The organism is Flavobacterium granuli, assembly GCF_900129705.1.
GTDB lineage: Bacteria > Bacteroidota > Bacteroidia > Flavobacteriales > Flavobacteriaceae > Flavobacterium > Flavobacterium granuli.
In genome coordinates this window covers 120587-140300 of sequence record NZ_FQWO01000009.1, presented here as the reverse complement: position 1 = coordinate 140300, position 19714 = coordinate 120587, and the positions used below count along the sequence as shown (strand labels likewise).

Annotated in this window: 16 protein-coding genes; 4 read left to right on the top strand and 12 right to left on the bottom strand. The window is 36.1% G+C overall.

Annotated features, from left to right (window positions below):
• Positions 1–14 precede the first annotated feature (14 nt).
• The 11 genes from BUB25_RS12355 to BUB25_RS12305 form a co-directional block, all read right to left on the bottom strand.
• A complete protein-coding gene (locus tag BUB25_RS12355; RefSeq protein WP_072944792.1) occupies positions 15–785 on the bottom strand; it encodes a hypothetical protein in 771 nt (256 codons plus the stop codon).
• A 95-nt stretch (positions 786–880) separates the two neighbouring features.
• Positions 881–2209: an aldehyde dehydrogenase gene (locus BUB25_RS12350; protein ID WP_072944789.1), complete on the bottom strand. Its 1329-nt coding sequence runs from the start codon at positions 2207–2209 to the stop codon at positions 881–883.
• Positions 2210–2229: 20 nt separating this feature from the next.
• Positions 2230–3579, bottom strand: a complete 1350-nt coding sequence (locus tag BUB25_RS12345) for a DUF5723 family protein (protein ID WP_072944787.1) — start codon at positions 3577–3579, stop codon at positions 2230–2232.
• Between the two features lie 51 nt (positions 3580–3630).
• Positions 3631–4320, bottom strand: a complete 690-nt coding sequence (locus tag BUB25_RS12340; RefSeq protein WP_072944785.1) for an RluA family pseudouridine synthase — start codon at positions 4318–4320, stop codon at positions 3631–3633.
• Between the two features lie 39 nt (positions 4321–4359).
• Entirely contained in the window at positions 4360–5178 is an 819-nt protein-coding gene (panB, locus tag BUB25_RS12335; RefSeq protein WP_072944783.1) for a 3-methyl-2-oxobutanoate hydroxymethyltransferase, read from the bottom strand.
• Positions 5179–5328: 150 nt separating this feature from the next.
• The gene (locus BUB25_RS12330; RefSeq protein WP_072944781.1) at positions 5329–6756 is read right to left on the bottom strand and encodes an L-serine ammonia-lyase; all 1428 of its coding nucleotides are present in this window, start codon (positions 6754–6756) and stop codon (positions 5329–5331) included.
• Between the two features lie 204 nt (positions 6757–6960).
• The gene (locus tag BUB25_RS12325; RefSeq protein WP_072944779.1) at positions 6961–8643 is read right to left on the bottom strand and encodes a Na/Pi cotransporter family protein; all 1683 of its coding nucleotides are present in this window, start codon (positions 8641–8643) and stop codon (positions 6961–6963) included.
• A 144-nt stretch (positions 8644–8787) separates the two neighbouring features.
• Entirely contained in the window at positions 8788–9291 is a 504-nt protein-coding gene (locus tag BUB25_RS12320; protein ID WP_072944777.1) for a MepB family protein, read from the bottom strand.
• An 8-nt stretch (positions 9292–9299) separates the two neighbouring features.
• A complete protein-coding gene (locus BUB25_RS12315) occupies positions 9300–9689 on the bottom strand; it encodes a DUF1398 domain-containing protein (protein ID WP_072944775.1) in 390 nt (129 codons plus the stop codon).
• A 23-nt stretch (positions 9690–9712) separates the two neighbouring features.
• The gene (locus BUB25_RS12310; protein WP_072944773.1) at positions 9713–10150 is read right to left on the bottom strand and encodes an acyl-CoA thioesterase; all 438 of its coding nucleotides are present in this window, start codon (positions 10148–10150) and stop codon (positions 9713–9715) included.
• 77 nt (positions 10151–10227) lie between these two features.
• Positions 10228–10560 carry a hypothetical protein gene (locus tag BUB25_RS12305; RefSeq protein WP_072944771.1) on the bottom strand — a complete coding sequence of 111 codons (333 nt, stop codon included), beginning with the start codon at positions 10558–10560 and terminating at the stop codon, positions 10228–10230.
• A gap of 385 nt (positions 10561–10945) precedes the next feature.
• On the opposite strand from BUB25_RS12305, the gene dnaK reads away from it, so the two are divergent.
• Complete coding sequence (gene dnaK / locus BUB25_RS12300) at positions 10946–12829, top strand: molecular chaperone DnaK (protein ID WP_072944768.1); 1884 nt, start codon at positions 10946–10948, stop codon at positions 12827–12829.
• 134 nt (positions 12830–12963) lie between these two features.
• Here the strand turns inward: dnaK and BUB25_RS12295 are convergent, their stop codons facing one another.
• On the bottom strand, positions 12964–15525 hold the full coding sequence (locus BUB25_RS12295; protein ID WP_072944766.1) for a zinc-dependent metalloprotease: 2562 nt from the start codon (positions 15523–15525) through the stop codon (positions 12964–12966).
• A 315-nt stretch (positions 15526–15840) separates the two neighbouring features.
• On the opposite strand from BUB25_RS12295, the gene corA reads away from it, so the two are divergent.
• The 3 genes from corA to pta all read left to right on the top strand — a co-directional run bounded on the left by corA (position 15841) and on the right by pta (position 19662).
• Complete coding sequence (gene corA / locus BUB25_RS12290; protein WP_072944764.1) at positions 15841–16911, top strand: magnesium/cobalt transporter CorA; 1071 nt, start codon at positions 15841–15843, stop codon at positions 16909–16911.
• A 29-nt stretch (positions 16912–16940) separates the two neighbouring features.
• Positions 16941–17495, top strand: a complete 555-nt coding sequence (locus BUB25_RS12285; RefSeq protein WP_072944762.1) for a hypothetical protein — start codon at positions 16941–16943, stop codon at positions 17493–17495.
• Between the two features lie 73 nt (positions 17496–17568).
• Complete coding sequence (pta, locus tag BUB25_RS12280; RefSeq protein ID WP_072944760.1) at positions 17569–19662, top strand: phosphate acetyltransferase; 2094 nt, start codon at positions 17569–17571, stop codon at positions 19660–19662.
• Positions 19663–19714: the final 52 nt, after the last annotated feature.

The window sequence follows — 19714 nt, the reverse complement described above, 5'->3', positions numbered from 1 at the left end:
TTCAATAAAGGTTTTTAAAGGACTAATTCTGAGTCTGATTCATATCCAATAATTTCGTTGTATACCGTATAATACATAGAATAAAGAAAAGGAATCGTGAAAAAGATACCAATACAGCATCCGATAAAACCGACTAAGGCACCAATGATTGCAATAATTACTAATGCAAGAAGTGTCAAAGGTTTTTTGTATATAATTATAAAACTGGACTTAATTGCTGCAATAGCTCCTAATTTTCCAAAAACAATAAGTGGTACCGTCAAAAAGCTGAAAAAGGAAATCAAAGCCCCGATAATAGCTCCTATAATCGCATATCCGTTTGTTTCAAACAACATTGATAAGCCGGAATTAAATAATAAAAGGACAAATGTTGCTAGACATATTTCCATGAGGTAGGGAGATTTGTAGTATTCAAACATAGTCGAAACATGAAATTCGATATCTTTTTTAGCGCAATCGGCCATTTTATAAAAACCGGAAAGAAAAGGCGCTATTAGAACAGAAACGAATATATTGATGGCCATATAAATCAATAAAGGAATTCCGGTTAAATTCTCAGGACTGTACTGCTTAATGTTTTCCGGATTTAAATTATCAATTCCTACAAATGAAATTAGCGCTGTAGAGGCAATTAAGCCAAAGAATACCATAAATACAAATAGCATTAAGCCGGCATAGAGCGCAATTTTTTTATAGTTTTCAAATGCACTATTTATTACGGCATCAAAATTTAGTTGATATCCATTACTTTTTATTTCTTCAATTCGGTTTGCTACTGATTTCATTTTTAGTTTGATAAAATGTTATTGGTTGAGTTTTTATTTCATACTGGTTTCCTTGAAAAGCAGTCAGGTGTTTTTTTGTCAGACTTAAGGCTAGTTTACAGCCATTTCAATATTCTTTGGATAGGCTTTAGTTTGTCCTTATATGGTGCATATCGCATCGGTAAATCGAGCCAGTTTGCTTTTTTGACAATTCCTTTTTGATGAGAAAAAATATCAAAACTTAAACGACCGTGATAAGCGCCTATTCCGCTATGGCCTACGCCTCCAAAAGGCAGTCTCTTATTCGAAAAATGAATCACAGTATCATTAATGCAACCTCCGCCAAAGGAATGATTTAGTATCATTTTATCGGCAAATGCTTTGTTTTCGGTAAAAACATACAAAGAAAGTGGCTTTTCATATTTGGAAATAATAGGATTGATGTCGGCCTCAGTTTCATAACTTATTATAGGTAATAACGGACCAAAAATTTCGTCTTTCATGATCAGGCTGTCAAGTTGAGGTTCATCAATCAGAGTAGGAGCAATATAAAGGTCTTCAGCATCTGTTTTTCCGCCAAAGAGGACTTTTTCAGGTTCAATTTGTCGAACTAATCGTTCCCAGTTTTTAAGATTGATAATTCGGGCAAAGTCTGGAGATTCTTGAGGATTTTTGCCATAAGCCAATGTTATTTCTTCTTTCAAATAGTCGATGAATTTTGTTTTCATGTCTTTTTGAATCAAGAGATAATCAGGGGCGATACAGGTTTGACCTGCATTGATAAATTTGCCCCAAACAATTCGTTTGGCGGCCAGTTTTAAATTGGCAGTTTCATCAATGATACAGGGATTTTTGCCTCCAAGTTCTAAGGTAACAGGTGTCAGGTTTTCGGCAGCGGATTTGGCAACTATTTTACCCACGGGCACACTTCCGGTAAAGAAAATATAATCCCAACGTTGCGAAAGCAATTTCTGGGATATTTCTGCGTCGCCTTGAATCACTTCAACATGGTTTACATGGAAAGTTTCTTCTATAATTTGGGCAATTATTGTAGCAGTTTTAGGAGTGAGTTCGGAGGGTTTTAGCACCACTTGGTTTCCAGCAGCCACAGCTGATATTAAAGGACAAAGCGCCAGTTGAAACGGATAATTCCAAGGGGCGATAATCAGTACTTTTCCATAAGGTTCTTTGTAAATAAAATCTTTTGAAGGAAAATTGAGAATAGAGGGCAAAACTTTTTTTGGTTTTGCCCATTTATTCAAGTTCTTGATAGTATCTTTTAGTTCGCTGATTACGTAATTAGTCTCAGTCAAAACGGCTTCAAAAGCCGGTTTTTTGAAGTCTTCATACAAAGCTTTTACAATATCATTTTCATGAATTATGATCTGGTTCAGAAGCTTTATTAAAGTTTCTTTTCGGTATTTTAAATCGGTCCTATAATTCATGTTTTTTTGTTTTTAGAGGTTTATCTCAATCTCAATCGGTAGCCTAAATAAACATCCGCTTGTTTTGTATCGCTGGTCAAGGCGGTTACAATAGAGCTTGATCCAAGGTAGAAACCATAAATTCTAAATCCAAATCCACCTGTTGTTCCGGAAATTTCATTTTTGGCCCAAGAGGAATAAATTTCATAGTTTTTCAGCGAAAATCGTGGAGTCAGCGATACAATATTTTGAGTTGTAATTTGATCGTTTGCTGCATCACTATTCAATTTTTGTTGGGTATAGACCGATACGAAAAACTTTGGAACTATTTTTAAATCAATATAAGCTGAAAAAAGAGTAGGTAGCTTCACTTTAATTTCTGATTTTGATTCGTTTTTGGTCAAATAGCCGCTGTTTAACAAAAGAGTTTCTGCATCTTGAAGACTTTCTACATTTTGAAAATCATTCAGGTTAAGTCCAGGATTGATAACTGTTCCCGTAGGAATATTTAAAGCATAGTTTGTCGAGGAATTACCGGAGTCTTTAAACGTCATTCCACCGATATTTTTAACTGCTAAGCCTGCATTAAGTCTGTAATTGTCTTTGTCTTTCAATTGATAGTTTACACCAAAATCTGCTGCAAGTCCGTTTAGATTTCCAAAAAGAGATTTGGAATAATCTCCAAAATCAGTAAAACCACCCGTTAAATTTCCGGAGTAAGCAATGTTTAAGGAAGCATTAGTATCATTCAAATAGGCTTCATTGAGAACATTGTCAATTTTTCCCTGGAATTTATCTGCACCAAAATTGGTATAAGAACCAGGAAATAATAATTTTAATGTCGCACCGGCATTAAACTTATGCGTTTCATTTTCGAATAAATTTCGTGAAACAGAAAGACCAAGTTCTCCCCAGGAAGTGCCGTTCAACCGCTGATTGTAATTATTGCTTATTAAAGAGGTTCCAATAACGGAGCCCAATGTTCCGTCATTTATGGATTTACCTAATGTTGGGTCAATGTCAACCAAGTTTAATTTAGCATAGGCTTTTGTACTGATTCCAAAGGCCCATTTGTTCAATTTCATTGCAAAACCGGGTCCGTATATCTCGGCGTCGATACGCATGTTTACTGGTTTATCCCCTTGAAAAATCAAGTCTTCTATATTATCGGAGTTGATGATGTCATTAAATCCCACTTTATTATTGGAAGCGTTAATGCTCAACGAAAAAACATTAACATCATATTTTGAACTTAAATTAGAAAGTTCGGCAGGATTTACTGTAGAACTTAGGATTCCAACACCGTTTGAATTTTTTATTCCCGAGAAATGGTCCTGTGCAGCCATTGAAAGAGAAAATAAAGTAAGAAAAAGAGGTAATGTTTTTTTCATAAAATTAAATTTGAATCTGTTAGGGTTAAAATTAAAAAAAAAGTACTATTTCTAAACAGCATTCCATATCACATCATCAGGAACTGGCGCTATGATTTCGATGCTTTCTTTTGAAACGGGATGAATAAAAACCAATTTTCGGGCGTGCAGATGAATACCACCGTCGGGATTGCTTCGGTCAAAACCATATTTAAGATCACCTTTTATTGGGGAACCAATTGCCGAAAGTTGCGCCCTAATTTGATGATGACGACCGGTATGCAGATTGATTTCTAAAGCGAAATAATTATTGAGTTCCTTGATTATTTTATAATCCAGACTGGCTGATTTACTGTCAGGGACTTCTTTAAGATGCGCTTTAGAGGTATTATTTTTCTCATTTCTTTTCAAAAAATGGATCAACTTGTCCTCAGTTTTGGGCGGTTTGTTCTTTACCACTGCCCAATATGTTTTTTGGGTTTCCCTATTTTTAAACAATTCGTTTAATCGGGTTAAGGCTTTTGAGGTTCTTGCAAAAACTACGATTCCGGTTGTGGGTCTGTCTAATCTGTGGACAACGCCAAGAAAAACTTCCCCCGGTTTATTGTATTTCTCTTTAAGGTATTCTTTGACAACTTCGCTCAGCGGTTTGTCACCTGTTTTATCGCCTTGTACAAGATCACCAACACGCTTATTAACCACAATGATGTGATTGTCTTCATGGAGGATTTGCAGGTTTGTTTTATTAGATATAATCTTCATTTTCAAATTTTCGAATAGTTACATTTTCAAATTAGAAAATTAATATTGCTCTTTTTCATTTGGGAAATCACTGGATTTCACATCGGCAACATATTGACCAATGGCTGAAGTCATGTCTTCGTAAAGGTTCATATAGCGGCGTAAAAAGCGTGGGCTAAATTCATTATTCATTCCCAGCATATCGTGAATGACAAGTACTTGACCGTCAACTCCGCCACCGGCTCCAATTCCAATTACCGGAATCGAAATGCTTTTGGCTACTTTTTCGGCTAAATCAGCAGGGATTTTTTCTAAAACCAGTGCAAAACAGCCCAGTCTTTCCAGTAGTTTGGCATCTTCAATCAATTTATCGGCTTCTTCTTCTTCTTTGGCACGAACGGTATAAGTTCCGAATTTATAGATGGATTGAGGTGTTAAACCTAAATGTCCCATCACAGGAATTCCGGCGTTTAATATCTTTTTGATCGATTCCTTAATTTCTTTTCCGCCTTCCAGTTTTACGGCATGTCCACCACTTTCTTTCATAATTCTGATCGAAGAACGCAAAGCTTCTTTAGGGTCTGATTGATAACTGCCAAAAGGCAAATCAACCACCACTAAAGCTCTCTCTATTGCCCGAACCACCGAGGAAGCGTGGTAGATCATTTGGTCTAATGTAATGGGCAAAGTCGTTTCGTGACCTGCCATAACATTCGAGGCCGAATCCCCAACAAGGATAACATCGATACCGGCGGTATCCACAATTTTGGCCATTGTATAATCATAAGCCGTCAACATAGAGATTTTCTCGCCATGGGCTTTCATCTCGATTAGCGACTTTGTGGTAATTCTTTTGTAATCTTTTTTTGCTACAGACATTCTGTTCTTTTTTTAGGAGTTGTAAAAGTAATAAAACAAATTTGGATGCAACAAAAAAAGGATTCGACTTTTGTGGAATCCCTTTCTTTAAATTGAAGTTGTTTTTCAGAGCTTAACACTGCTGTTAGCGATGACAAACGCTGCTTTGTTTTAACAATCGGCGAGGTTGACAGCAATTGCCAGTCCTCCCTCGGAAGTTTCTTTGTATTTATTGTTCATATCCTTAGCTGTTTGCCACATGGTATCGACTACTTTGTCTAAGGGAACTTTGGCATTTTTAGGGTCGGTTTCTAAGGCTAATTCGGCTGCATTGATGGCTTTTATGGCGCCCATAGTGTTGCGCTCGATACAAGGAATTTGAACCAAACCGCCAATAGGATCACAGGTTAATCCCAGATGATGCTCCATTGCGATTTCGGCAGCCATCAGTACTTGCTCAGGGGTTCCGCCCATCAATTCGCATAAAGCGGCCGCTGCCATAGAAGAGGAAACGCCAATTTCGGCTTGACAACCACCCATTGCGGCTGATATAGTAGAACCTTTTTTGAAAATACTGCCTATTTCTCCGGCAACCAAAAGGAATTGTTTGATTTCTTTTTCTCCCGCTTGATGGTTTTCGATTACCAGATAGTACATCAATACAGCAGGAATTACTCCCGCGCTTCCGTTTGTAGGAGCGGTAACAATTCGTCCTAAGGCCGCATTGACTTCATTTACTGCCAATGCAAAACAGCTTACCCATTTCAGGATTTGACGGAATTTTACTTCTGTAAGTCGGATTTGTTCCAGCCAGCTTTGAGGAGAATCATAGTTGGATAAACCAATGAGGTTTTGGTGCATATCGAATGCTCGTCGGCGCACGTTCAATCCTCCGGGAAGAATTCCTTCAGAATGACAGCCAATATACATGCATTCGAGCATGGTGCTCCAGATGCGCATGAGTTCGTGATGAATCACTTCTTCTGATCGCATGGATTTCTCGTTTTGATAAACGATTTCCGATATTTTTTTGTTTTCGGTTTTGCAATAAGTTAAAAGCTCGGCCGCTTTATCAATTGGAAAAGGAAAAGAACATTCTATTTCGAGATTCTTTTTGGCATTTTCTCGTTCTTCTTTGACTACAAATCCGCCACCTATAGAATAAAAGGTAGAAGAGTATTCCTTTTCATCCGCTAAATAAGCGGTAAATGTCAAGCCATTGGCATGGAAAGGCAGGAATTCTTTATTGAAGGCAATATCCTGTAGAAAATAGAAAGGAATCGTAAACTCGTTTGCGAGTCGGATTTCGTTTTTATCTTCAATAATTTTTATTATTCCAGCAATATTTTCCACCGGAATGTATTCAGGATCCTGACCGCTTAAGCCCAACATAACGGCTAAGTCAGTGGCATGTCCTTTTCCGGTTAGCGAAAGTGAACCGTATAAATCTACTTTGACTCTGTTAATTTTATGTAATAAATTTTCATCCCGAAGTTCAGCCAAAAAACGTTCGGCGGCACGCCAAGGACCAAGGGTATGTGAACTTGAAGGACCAACACCAATTTTTAACATATCGAAAACAGAAATACATTCTTTCATGACTAAACAAGGTTTTAAAAGACAAATATATATCAAAGAAATATAGAAATCTTAAGAAAAACGCTTTCAAATGTTGTTTTTAATAATTAATATCCCTGTTTTTAATTAATCAGATAGTAAACGCCTTAAAAGGGATTATTTTGCTTTTAAAGAGCATGGATTTTACCAAATTTGAAGAAGTTGAGAGAATTATGATTCTAATAATCAAGTTTTGTAAGTTGGAATTTCATTAAATTCTTGAGCTTGTTTTTCTTTCAACAGAAAATCTTTTAGAGCAATCAACATCGCTTTATTGGAAGTAAATAATTCTCTGTTGAAGTTGATTACCGTTGTAATATCAATATTTTGGATAGGAGCATTTTGTGCTTCAGCATAGAAATTGTTAAGAGCCTCGGTGTAGTTTTGCTGTATCGAATCAAAAAGGGATTGAAGATTCTTGAAACTGGCTTCTTTTTCCAAAGTAAGAAGGGCGTCCAATTGTAGATAGAGTGTTTCAGTTTCTTTTTTATGGTGAATAAAGAAATTATATTTTATTTCCTTCGAAGAATTTCTTAGATCACTAATGTTGGTTCCGATGTCTTTTATGCTTTTTACGGAATGCATGGAGCTGCGAACGGCCGAAATTAATTGATTTAATTCAGAATATTGTTTTGATTCTAATTTGGGCCTTAGATTCAAATAAAACGCTTGTAATTCGCCTTGGAGTTGTTTTAGAAAATCGTATTTTTCTACTGTGCTTTTTGTAAAGTATTTTCGTTTTTCATTGATGGTTTTGAAGTCTAAATTTCCTTGGATTTTTTGGCTGTCAATTTTAAATAGTTCCAAATTAAAAAGCATGGAGTTATGGATAAAATAGTTGGTTTCTCGTCTAAATAAATCCAACGCAGTCAATGGCTCGGCAGCGGTTGCATTACCTATGAAGGCTGTAATGGTTCCATCTGTATCTTTGAAAAAGCGTTCCAGAAATTGAGTAAAATAATCCAATATGGGTAAGAAAATAATAATCGAAAATAGATTGATTAGACTCGAAAAAGTAACAAGTCCTATTAAGGAATCTTTGATGTTAAAAATATCGGTTATTAGATAAAGAATAGGTTTTAACAATATAAAAGCAAATAAGGTTATAAATACATTGAAGAGAAAATTACCAAGAGCTACTCTTTTTTTGGAAGCGTTTCCGCCAATAGCTCCCAAAACAATTTTGATGGTAGTGCCAGTTTCAGAACCCAATACAGTAGCAGCTGCTATGGGGAAACTAATGGCTCCTACATGAAGAGCGCTCAGCGTAAGTGCCATGGTTACTGAACTCGATTGTACGAGCATGGTGATTATGAAACCAATAAGGAGAAAAACAATCAGAGGCATTTCGGCATATTTCGAAAAATCAAAAATCTTTACCTGTGCTTCCATAGCTGTCCTCATAAAGGCAAGGCCAATAAAAAGCAAGCCAAAGCCAAAAAGAAAAAATGAAAGATATTTAAAGGTTTTTCGGCTTCCAAAAAGAATGAGAAGCAAACCACCCATACATAAAGCTGGATAGGCTACTATTTCAATATCCATTTTAAAGCCAAGAGTAGCTACGAGCCAGCTGTTAAGCGTGGTTCCAAGATTGGCTCCTAAAATAATGCCCATGGCGTTTTTCATCGTAAATACGCCAGCACCCACAAAAGCCAAAACCATAAAGGAAACCATAGAGCTACTTTGAAGAACTGCCGTGACAATGGCGCCGCCACTTATTGCTCCAATTTTATTTTTGGTAATGCGTTGCAAAAAAAGCTTAAAACTTCTGCCGGAAAGATTTTTTATCGATTCTTCCAGTAAGTACATGGCAAAAAGAAACAGGCCGATGCCAGCCAGAAGCCTAAAAATATGATCCAATGTTTCCATGATAAAAAATATACTTAAAGATAGAGATAAAATAATTTATCCGCTCTGATTAAGGAAAACTTCTTTATAGATCAAAAAAAGGAATTGGTTTCTTAAAAAGGAAAGATCTTAATGTGTTCTTTTTAATTCAATTAAAATAGAACATCATTCGACAACAAAACACTTTTGAGTCAATTCGATATTAATAGGTTTGTCTTCTGAGATTTCGATGAAATAGTCTTGTTGCCATTGCTGTGTTTTTTGAGCTTGCTTGTTTAAATCCAGATCCCAAGGAGGATAAACACGTATGGCTCGTTTTCCTTCTTTGAAATTATCTGAAAGTATAGCTTTGTGCTGCAATACAGTTTTTGGAAAAACAAATTGGCCAAAATTATTTTCTTTTCGACAACTGATGATAAAAAAATCAATCTTGTCTTCAATATGAAAAGGGGCAATAGGACCATCGGGGCTTCTTTTCCATAAAGTCACAAATTGCCCTGTTTTAGTAGGTGTTATTTTGGCTAAGCGATAACAGATTATATGTTTGTTGAGGCTAAAAGTGTGTGCTTGGTATTCTTTGCTTTCTTTTTCTGCAAGCGGTTCGCTACAGACAAACCCACAAGGATTATAAATTAGTTCCTTGGCTAGGAGCAGTTCTTTTGGAATCATTTAAAAATTTAAAGCTGAATTTTTTCGATCAGAATAGGAGCATCTGTAGCATCCATATAAGTACAAGTCATCTCGATGATGTCTATGCGCCACTTGGCAATACCACATTGAGCTGCCTGTTTGCAAAAAGTAAGGTAATCTGTTTGACCGTCCTGATGCATCACTAGAAATTCAATAAAACGTTCCTTGTTAGCAATAGGTGCGATTTTTATTTCGTCATATTTTTCATCGGAGTTTACTTTGTAATTGTTGTCGCCATAATAGGAGGTGTCACCGTTATGGACAAAAGTGTCGTAGCCTTTTACGCCTAAATTGATGAGGTCTTGAATATAATTAGGAAAATCAGCGCCGGATTTAACTTTGGAATGCGCTTCTTTTATTTGAGCAATTGTAAACATGATTGGAATGTTGTTTGGGTTAATTAGAGTGCAATGAAATCCTCACTTTTAGGGAAAATAGCCAAGGCTTTTAGGGCGATTTCTGGAACTGGATCGATTAATTTGCGCAACTTGGTGTCCATCCAAGCGCCGTCGACAGTGATTGTAGCGCATAGCAAATCTTCTTCATTTCGGAACTCATGAACTATGGACCAGCGTGAGGCATCAGCTTTCATTTTAGATACTTTTGTATGCATGAAAATGCTATCGGAAAGTTTTATTTCTTTTCTGAAAACACATTCTTCCCTAAAAAGAATAGGGCCAAAATGCTGTTTTTGAAAGGTTTTCATGGTCAAGCCAAGGCTTTCCAGAATCTCGATACGATGTTGAGCGCCAAAATCATAATAAGCACTGTGGCGTACGTGAAAATTAGGGTCGAGATCTGACCAGCGAAAGGAAAGTTGTTTGCTAAATGTAGCCATTTTTAAAAGTTTTTTTGTGGATCAAAATTACAAATATAAGCCCGATCATAAGTAATTATTTTAAAAAAAAGCAGGTTTCAGGAATAATGAAAAGCTACTTGAGTTAATGTTATAATAACAATAAGGAGAATAAAAAGAAACATTATTACTAAATACGAACTTTTTGGGGATTCAATTATTGGCATGTTATCTCTATATAAATCCATCACAACGCCATTTGCGCCATAGCCTAAAATTAGTTTGCAATCTACTTTGCGGTCGTTTTCAATTATTTTAAAATTATGTTTAGCTCCTGTTATAGAATTTTTTTCAGATACAATTTCTCCGTTTAATTTTATAGTTTCTTTGCCCAGAAACGAATTAAATATTTCTATTTTATTATTGCCTAAGTGAATTGTTGAATATTTCATATCGTTTTTTTTATCAAATATAAGTAAATGATTACAAAGTATTTCACGCTTCGCTCAAAAGCTTTCAATTGAAAACAATTGTGCTGATGATTGCATTGCCCTAGCCCCGATAGCAGCGGCATCCTTTATGTTCTTTCTTGAAGAACATAAAGATAGAGCGGATAGCGGGAATGGCTCCTAAATTGTATTTTACTCCTGATGACAGTGGGAATTGATTCTTTTCTGGGTCTGTCAGTTTGCCTGAAATGTCAGTTTGTCATATTAAATTACGACAATTTTAACAATTCCTGACAATTTCAAGAAGCCTCTGGCATTGGCACAATGATTGACTTATGCACCTTGAGTTATTAAAATAAGTGTATATTAAAATTTAAATATAATAAAAATGGGTAAAATAATCGGAATTGATTTAGGTACGACCAACTCTTGTGTTTCTGTAATGGAAGGTAATGAAGCAGTTGTTATTCCTAATGCAGAAGGAAAAAGAACAACGCCATCTATCATCGCTTTTGTAGAAGGTGGAGAAATTAAAGTGGGAGATCCTGCAAAAAGACAAGCAGTAACCAATCCTACCAAAACAATTGCTTCTATTAAACGTTTTATGGGGCATTCTTTTAGCGAAGTTTCGGCTGAGATGAAAAGAGTTTCTTACAAAGTAGTAAAAGGAGACAACAATACTCCACGTGTGGATATTGACGGTCGTTTATACACTGCTCAAGAATTGTCAGCTATGACACTTCAAAAAATGAAAAAAACAGCTGAAGACTATTTAGGTCAAACAGTTACTGAAGCAGTTATCACTGTTCCAGCTTACTTTAATGATGCACAACGTCAGGCTACAAAAGAAGCTGGTGAAATTGCAGGTCTTAAAGTAATGCGTATTATCAACGAGCCTACTGCTGCTGCTTTGGCTTACGGTTTGGATAAAAAAGGTAAAGATCAAAAAATTGCTGTTTACGATTTAGGTGGAGGTACATTTGATATTTCTGTTCTTGAATTAGGAGACGGAGTTTTTGAAGTATTGTCTACAAATGGAGATACTCACTTAGGTGGAGATGATTTTGACCACGAAATTATTGACTGGTTAGCTGACGAATTTAAAGCTGAGGAAGGTATTGACTTGCGTTTAGATCCAATGTCTTTGCAACGTTTGAAAGAAGCTGCTGAGAAAGCAAAAATTGAATTGTCTTCTTCTGCTGAAACTGAAATCAACTTACCTTACGTTACAGCTACGGCTTCAGGACCAAAACACTTAGTTAAAAAATTAACTAGAGCTCAGTTTGAAAAATTAACTGATTCATTAGTTAAACGTTCTATGACACCAGTTGCTAAATCATTGAAAGATGCAGGTTTAACTGTTGCTGATATTGACGAAGTAATCTTAGTTGGAGGTTCTACTCGTATCCCTAAAATTGTGGAAGAAGTAGAGAAATTCTTTGGTAAAAAAGCGTCTAAAGGAGTTAACCCTGATGAGGTTGTTGCAATTGGAGCAGCTATTCAAGGTGGAGTTCTTTCTGGAGATGTAAAAGATGTATTGTTACTTGACGTTACACCTTTATCTTTAGGTATCGAAACTATGGGTGGTGTTATGACAACTCTTATCGAGTCTAATACAACTATCCCAACTAAAAAATCGCAAGTATTCTCTACTGCTGCAGATTCTCAACCAACAGTTGAAATCCACGTATTGCAAGGAGCTAGAGCAATGGCTGCGGATAACAAAACTATTGGTCGTTTCCATTTAGATGGTATTCCACCAGCACCAAGAGGTGTTCCACAAATTGAAGTAACTTTTGACATTGATGCCAATGGTATCATCAAAGTTTCGGCAACTGACAAAGGAACTGGAAAATCTCATGACATTCGTATCGAAGCTTCTTCTGGATTAACAGCTGAAGAAATCGAGAAAATGAAAAAAGATGCTGAAGCTAACGCTGAATCAGATAAAATTGCAAGAGAAAGAGCTGAGAAATTGAACGAAGCAGACGGAATGATCTTCCAAACTGAATCTCAATTGAAAGAGTTAGGTGATAAATTATCTGACGAAAACAAAGTAGCTGTAGAATATGCATTAACTGAATTGAGAATGGCTCACCAATCTCAAGACATTCCTGCAATTCAAACTGCATTAGATAATATCAATGCTGCTTGGAAAACTGCTACTGAAGCAATGTACGCTCAAGGAGAGCAAGGTCAAGCTGCTGCACAGCCACAAACTGAAGCAGAAGGTGACAATGTTCAAGACGTAGATTACGAAGAAGTAAAATAATTATTTCTGTAGAGACGCACTGCTGTGCGTCTTTACGTCATAAAGAAAAACCCGAGCTGGAAACAGCTCGGGTTTTTTGTACAATAATATTAAAAATCCGCCTTGATAATTTTTATCTTGGCGGATTTGTAGTTTTATTTTGGATCTAAAGCTTTTTCTATGCGAACGGCTAAATCCTGTAAATGCAATTTGGTCATTCTGTCGGTTGTTTTTAAAGCAGCCGCTTTTAATGCCGCTTTCAAACTGATTAGCTGTCCTCTGGCAATAGATGGCAGATCCGTTTCGTTTAGATTAACTGTTTTCGAGTTAAAACCATAAGTCACTCCCACAGGTATGTTTCTTACTGTTGTAGTTCCTGGTGCCAACAAAGCACAAACTTTACTTACGTATAATTTTTGCATGTTTCTTCTATAGATGTCTATAGCAGCATTGGTTTTTAGTTCTGAAAATATACCGTTTTTAAGATCTGCCAACAATTCATCTACTGAATAGTAGTTTTTACCAGCAGAAGAGGCCTCAAGTAAACGCACCATTCTGTCTCCAGACAATAAGCTAGTCAAGGTTGAATTTTGCATTGCTTTTATCGCTTCAACGCCATTTTCAGGGCTGATTTTCGAAAGAATATTTGGATCCATCAACCATTTTGGAGTTGAGAATAATTGAGCATTTAAAAAACTTACAGCCTCTTTTTGAATTTCTTTTGGAACGATTTCAAATTGATTTCCTCCCATATCATAGGTTGTAGGAGTATCGTAAACACCGCCAACGTTTTTAGTGACATGGCCCATATATCTTCTAAATTGTCCGGTAAGGGCGTCATACAATTGATCAAGTTCGGCATAACTTTCCCCTTTTTCTTTACTCCATTCCAATAGATTAGGAAGGATTCTTTTCAGGTTTTTAATACCATAAGCCGAAGCTTTCATTGCATTGTCTCCGATGTCTTCTGTTTGGTATCTTGGATCATAAGGGCTTGTTTCTGTTCCAAACCACAGACGACGGTCTTTATAAGCCTCTTTGGTCATTTCATTAAGAATGGCTTTTTCTTCTTTTTCATCTTTGGCTTCCGGAAAATAAGAATAACCCCATTTTATGGCCCATTTGTCATAATCTCCAATTCTTGGGAAAAGGCTCGTAACTCCGTCTTCCGGTTGTGCTACGTAGTTGAAACGCGCATAATCCATAATGGAAGAAGTATGTCCAAATTTTTCCTGATAGGCTGCATCTCTCAGTTTTTCAACAGGAGTGGCTGAACTGGCTCCCATATTATGACGAAGTCCTAAAGTGTGTCCCACTTCATGAGAAGAAACGAAACGAATTAATTGTCCCATTAATTCATCATCAAATTGTTTTTTTCTGGCCGCAGGATCTACTGCTGCAGTTTGAATTAGGTACCAGTTTCTTAATAAACTCATTATATTATGGTACCATCCGATGTGACTTTCTAAAATTTCACCGGTTCTTGGGTCATGAACATTTGGACCGTAAGCATTTTGGATTTCGGCGGCAAAATAACGCAATACTGAAAAACGGGCATCTTCTAGACTCATTGTAGGATCATTTTCCGGCCAATATTCACCGCGAATGGCATTTTTCCAGCCCGCATGCTCAAAAGCAACTTGCCAGTCGTCAATTCCCTGTTTGATGTGTTTTTTCCATTTTTCGGGTGTAGCCGGATCAATATAATAAACAATTGGTTTCTCAGGTTCTATCAATTCGCCTCTTTTTTGTTTTTCAGCGTCTTCCTTTGATTTTGGTTCTAGGCGCCATCTAACGGCAAAAATTTCCTTATCAGATTTCTGGGAATCTTCTTCAAACAAACCATATTGATTGGCAAAATATCCCACACGTGCATCAAAGGTTCTTTTGCGCATTGGTTTTTTGGGTAAAGCAATCATCGAAGTGTTTAGTTCTACCGTAAGTACTCCAGAATCTAGGGCTGCAGGTAAATTAGCACCTATTCTTGGCGCTGGACTCAACGAAATCAAATTTGGAACAGTCGAAAAGGTTTTAACTGTTCTGATTTCGGTATTAATAGGATAACTGCTTATTTTTTGGATAAAAGAGCGATCCTTTTGGAAAGCTTGAATGCTAAGAGTTTGTTTTTTTACAGGATCCAAAGAAAAAGTCTGTATATCAGCTTCAAAAGTAGGAGTCATGTCAATAACATAGGAAGCTTCTGTTTTTTCTTTGTCATTTTTCTTGATGGCCAAAATATCATAGCTCGCAATTATAGGATTTGCCGAGGAATTATTAACGGCTTGCGCTAGCGGTTTATCTTCAGCTGATGACATGATAACATAAGTAATGGAACGCAATAAGATAGTATTATTGATTCCTTTTTCAAATTGAATTACCTGTTTGTTTACTTCTTCTCCGCCAAAAATACCTCCTCCGGCAGGAGTTTTAGAAAAGCGGGTGATGGTCATGATTTCAGTACCTAAAAGATCAGCAGGAATTTCAAAAAGATATTTATTATCCATTTTATGGATGTCAATAAGTCCTTTTTGAGTTACAGCAGTAGAGTCAATAACCTTATTGTACGGTTTTGGACCTTTTTTCTCTTCCGGTTTTTTGGCGGCTGGTGCTGAAACAGAATTGGTTTGTTTGTCCTTTTTTTTCTTGCTTTGAGCTAATGTTCCCTGATGGAGACCTAAGAGTAGGCAGGTACTGATTAAAATTACTTTTTTTTGCATTTAGTTAAAAGATTAAAATTATTTAAAGAATAGTCATCAATTGATGAAATTTGTTACATATAATAGATTATTTTTTTTGCTTTTTTCAAAGATAACATTATTTGTAAGGATTCTTCCGTATAAAAGAAATTTGGCAGTACCATTAAATTTTTAGAACATGATTTTTCTCATAGAAAGAACCAGTACTTCAAATTACTTTTGACTTTTAAATAGCGAAGACAATGAGAGTAAGGATTATTTATACAATTTCAAAAATGTTAAGGAGCTGTTCATTGACAAAAGTTTTTCGTAATATTACTCTATAAATAATTTTGCATGAGAAAAATTAAATACAAGAAAGGAAGAAAACTGCAGCCCTATGTCCTTGAATATACCGGCATTCATAAGAGTAAGGAATCAGAAATGCAGCTGTTTGTGTATGATAATTTTGATCTTGCAGAATATGAGGATTTTAAGGATCAGGATTTAGATAAATACATCGATTTAAAAAAAACAAACTGGCTTAATATTCATGGTTTAAATAATGTTGAACTGGTAAAAACAATTGGGAGCTATTTTGAAATTGATAATTTCATGCTCGCCGATATTTTGAATACGACTAAAAGAACCAAGTTAGAAGAGCTTCCGGAAATGCTTTTTTTTAATATCAAATCGCTTTTACCGGTAGAAGATTCAGATAATATAAAGGTAGAGCAGATTAGTTTTTTGATGAAGGAGGGCGTCTTGATTTCGTTTCAGGAAAAACGTTCTGATTTTTTTGCGCACATTCGGGAACGGATCCGTTTGCATTCGGGACTTGTAAGAATCAAAAAAGCCGATTATTTGTTGTATATTTTGCTCGATGCTATTATGGAAAATTTCTATATCACCATCGAAAATGAAGAGGATAAGATAGAAGAACTGATTAATCTTTCAAAGAACAGTGCCGACCCGATTATTTTGGAAAAAATAGAAAAACACCGGGATAATTTTAATTTTCTAAAGCGTTCTATTATTCCGTTGCGGGATTCTTTATATGATATTAAAAGTATTAAAGAGGATAATTTATTTAATGTGATGGAAGCCGACAGTTTTATTTTTTTTACGCGACTGCATCAAAAGAGTTTAGAGCTTCTCGAGCAGATAGAATCTGATATGGGTTCGCTGGAAAGCGCTTCGAATTTCTTTTTCTCAGCCCAGACGCACAAGATGAATGAGATCATGAAAACACTTACGATAGTATCGGCAATATTTATTCCGCTGACATTTATTGTGGGGGTTTATGGGATGAATTTTGAATACATGCCTGAACTGAAATATGAAAATGGCTATTATACCATTATTGGTATCATGGTTTTTATAGGGATAATGATGGTGTTTTATTTTAAAAAAAGAAAGTGGTTTTGATAGGAATGAAAAGTTAGAAGTTAAAAGTTATGAGTGTCAAAATAGACAAAAAAAAGAGTGTAGAAAAAGAAAGATTAATATTTAAACCAAATTGGGAATATATTCTGGAAAAGGCTTATGAAACCTTTATTTATTTAGGCTGGACAATTGCGACTATAGCGGTAATACTAAATCCGAAAAACGCAATAAATCATACCGCGACACTAATAGTAATTTTGATAAATATTTTACTTTTAATTTCCTGGTATTATATTTATAAACTTCTTAAAATAAACATTTCTAAGCCGGAAAGAGATAGAAAATTATTTGTTGAAATTCTTAAAAACAGATTCCCGGAATTGATAATTAATGATAATGGTTTACACATGTTGAGAAGTAAAAAGAATACTGGTTCATTAAGTTGGGGAAAATTATTGACGGTCATCTTTGATGAAAATTACCTGTTCATAAACTTGGCAACTTTGGGTAGATATGGAAATAAATCTCCATTTCATGCCATATCAAATTACCTAAAACTGAAAAGTATTGAAAAAGAATTTAATAACAGGATAGTCATCAGTGATAAATCCGTTGCCACTGATTAAATCTGGCGGAGAGTTGGATTTGAATAATAATTGAATATTTTGTTTTGGCGTATAAAAAATAAAAAGAAATACCATGAATAAGGCGATATATATTGCAACAAGCGAACATAATAGCGGAAAATCGATAGTTACTCTTGGTTTAATGAGTATCCTTATTGGGAAAACTGCCAAAGTGGGCTATTTTAGACCTATAATAGAAGATTTTGAAGATGGTAAGCTGGATAATCACATCGAAACCGTGATTTCTCATTTTGGATTGGATATTGAGTTTGAAGACGCCTTTGCCATAACCAAAAGCAAGTTGATCAAAAAGAAGAATCAAGGGAAAATAGGTGAGGTTCTGGATCTTATTATCGATAAATACAAAAGGCTGGAAGAGCAGTTTGATTTTGTTTTGGTGGAAGGCACCAGTTTTAGCGGTGAAGGTACAGTAATCGAATTGGACATGAATGTGCTGATAGCCAAAAATCTGGGGATTCCTACTATAATTGTGGGTTCCGGAGTTGGGAAAACACTGGAAGAATTGATAGACAGCCTTTATCTGGCTTATGATTCGTTCAAAGTTAAAGAGGTAGAGGTATTGGCTGTAATCGCCAACAAAGTCCAACCGGAGAATATCAAGCTGGTCACAGATGGTTTGAAAGCGAGCTTGCCAGAGGAGGTTTTGGTCAACGCAATCCCAATTGTTTCCAGTTTAAACAATCCTACGATTAAAGAAATTGTAGATGTTTTGGGAGCCAAAGTCTTGTTTGGAGAAGAATTTTTAAACAATCAGGTTGGTAATTTTAGTGTGGGTGCCATGCAGTTGCGCAACTATTTATTGCATCTGAAAAAAAATGCCCTTGTGATCACGCCCGGCGACAGAGCCGATATTATCCTTGGGGCATTGCAAGCCAATGAATCAGCTAATTACCCAACTATTTCAGGGATTGTTTTAACGGGAAACATTTTGCCAGAGGATAGCATCATAAAATTAATTGAGGGATTAACGACTATTGTGCCCATAATTGCTGTGGCGGGAGGAACCTATGAAATTACCAATAAGCTTGGTAGTATAAAGTCTAAAATTTACGCCGATAATAAACAGAAGATAGAAACCTCTATAAGCGCTTTCGAAAAATACGTCGATTTAGATAGTTTATCCAAAAAACTGAGTTCTTTTGAAGCCGAAGGAATGACGCCCAAAATGTTTCAGTATAATTTGGTAAAAAGAGCCAAACAGCACAGAAAACACATCGTTTTGCCTGAAGGCAATGACGAAAGAATTATAATAGCTGCCTCAAGATTATTGGCTATGGATGTCGTAGATATATCCCTTATTGGAAATAAAAAACAGATTGAAAGTAAAGTGGCTGAATTAGGTATTGCTTTTGATTTTTCGAAAGTGAAAATCATAAACCCAATAGAGTCCGAAAAATATGAGGATTACGTAAAAACCTATTATGAGCTAAGAAAAAACAAGAATGTTTCTATGGCTATGGCCAAAGATTTAATGGAAGACGTTTCTTATTTTGGAACCATGATGGTCTATAAAGGCGATGCTGACGGAATGGTTTCCGGAGCGGCTCATACGACGCAACACACCATTTTACCGGCATTGCAATTCATAAAAACCAAGCCGGATACCTGCATCGTTTCTTCGATATTTTTCATGTGCTTGGAAGATCGGGTTTCTGTTTTTGGCGACTGCGCCATTAATCCAAATCCAACGGCGGAACAATTGGCCGAAATTGCCATTTCCTCAGCCGATTCGAGTTTGGCATTTGGCATAGAGCCCAAAATTGCGATGCTTTCCTATTCTTCCGGCGCATCAGGAAAAGGAGATGAAGTGGATAAAGTGAGAACTGCAACGGAAATAGTAAGAAAAAAACGCCCCGATTTGAAAATTGAAGGACCTATTCAATACGATGCCGCTGTAGATATGGAAGTGGGGAAAAGTAAAATGCCAAATTCGGAAGTTGCAGGACAAGCGAGTGTGCTTATTTTTCCAGATTTGAATACGGGAAATAATACGTATAAAGCGGTGCAAAGAGAAACAGGAGCATTGGCTATTGGACCAATGTTGCAAGGATTGAACAAACCTGTCAATGATTTGAGTCGTGGTTGTACGGTAGATGATATTATAAATACAGTGGTGATTACGGCAATACAAGCACAAGGACTTTAAAAAGTTTAAGGTTTTAAAAAATAATAATAAAGACAAAGTATATCCGTCCGGT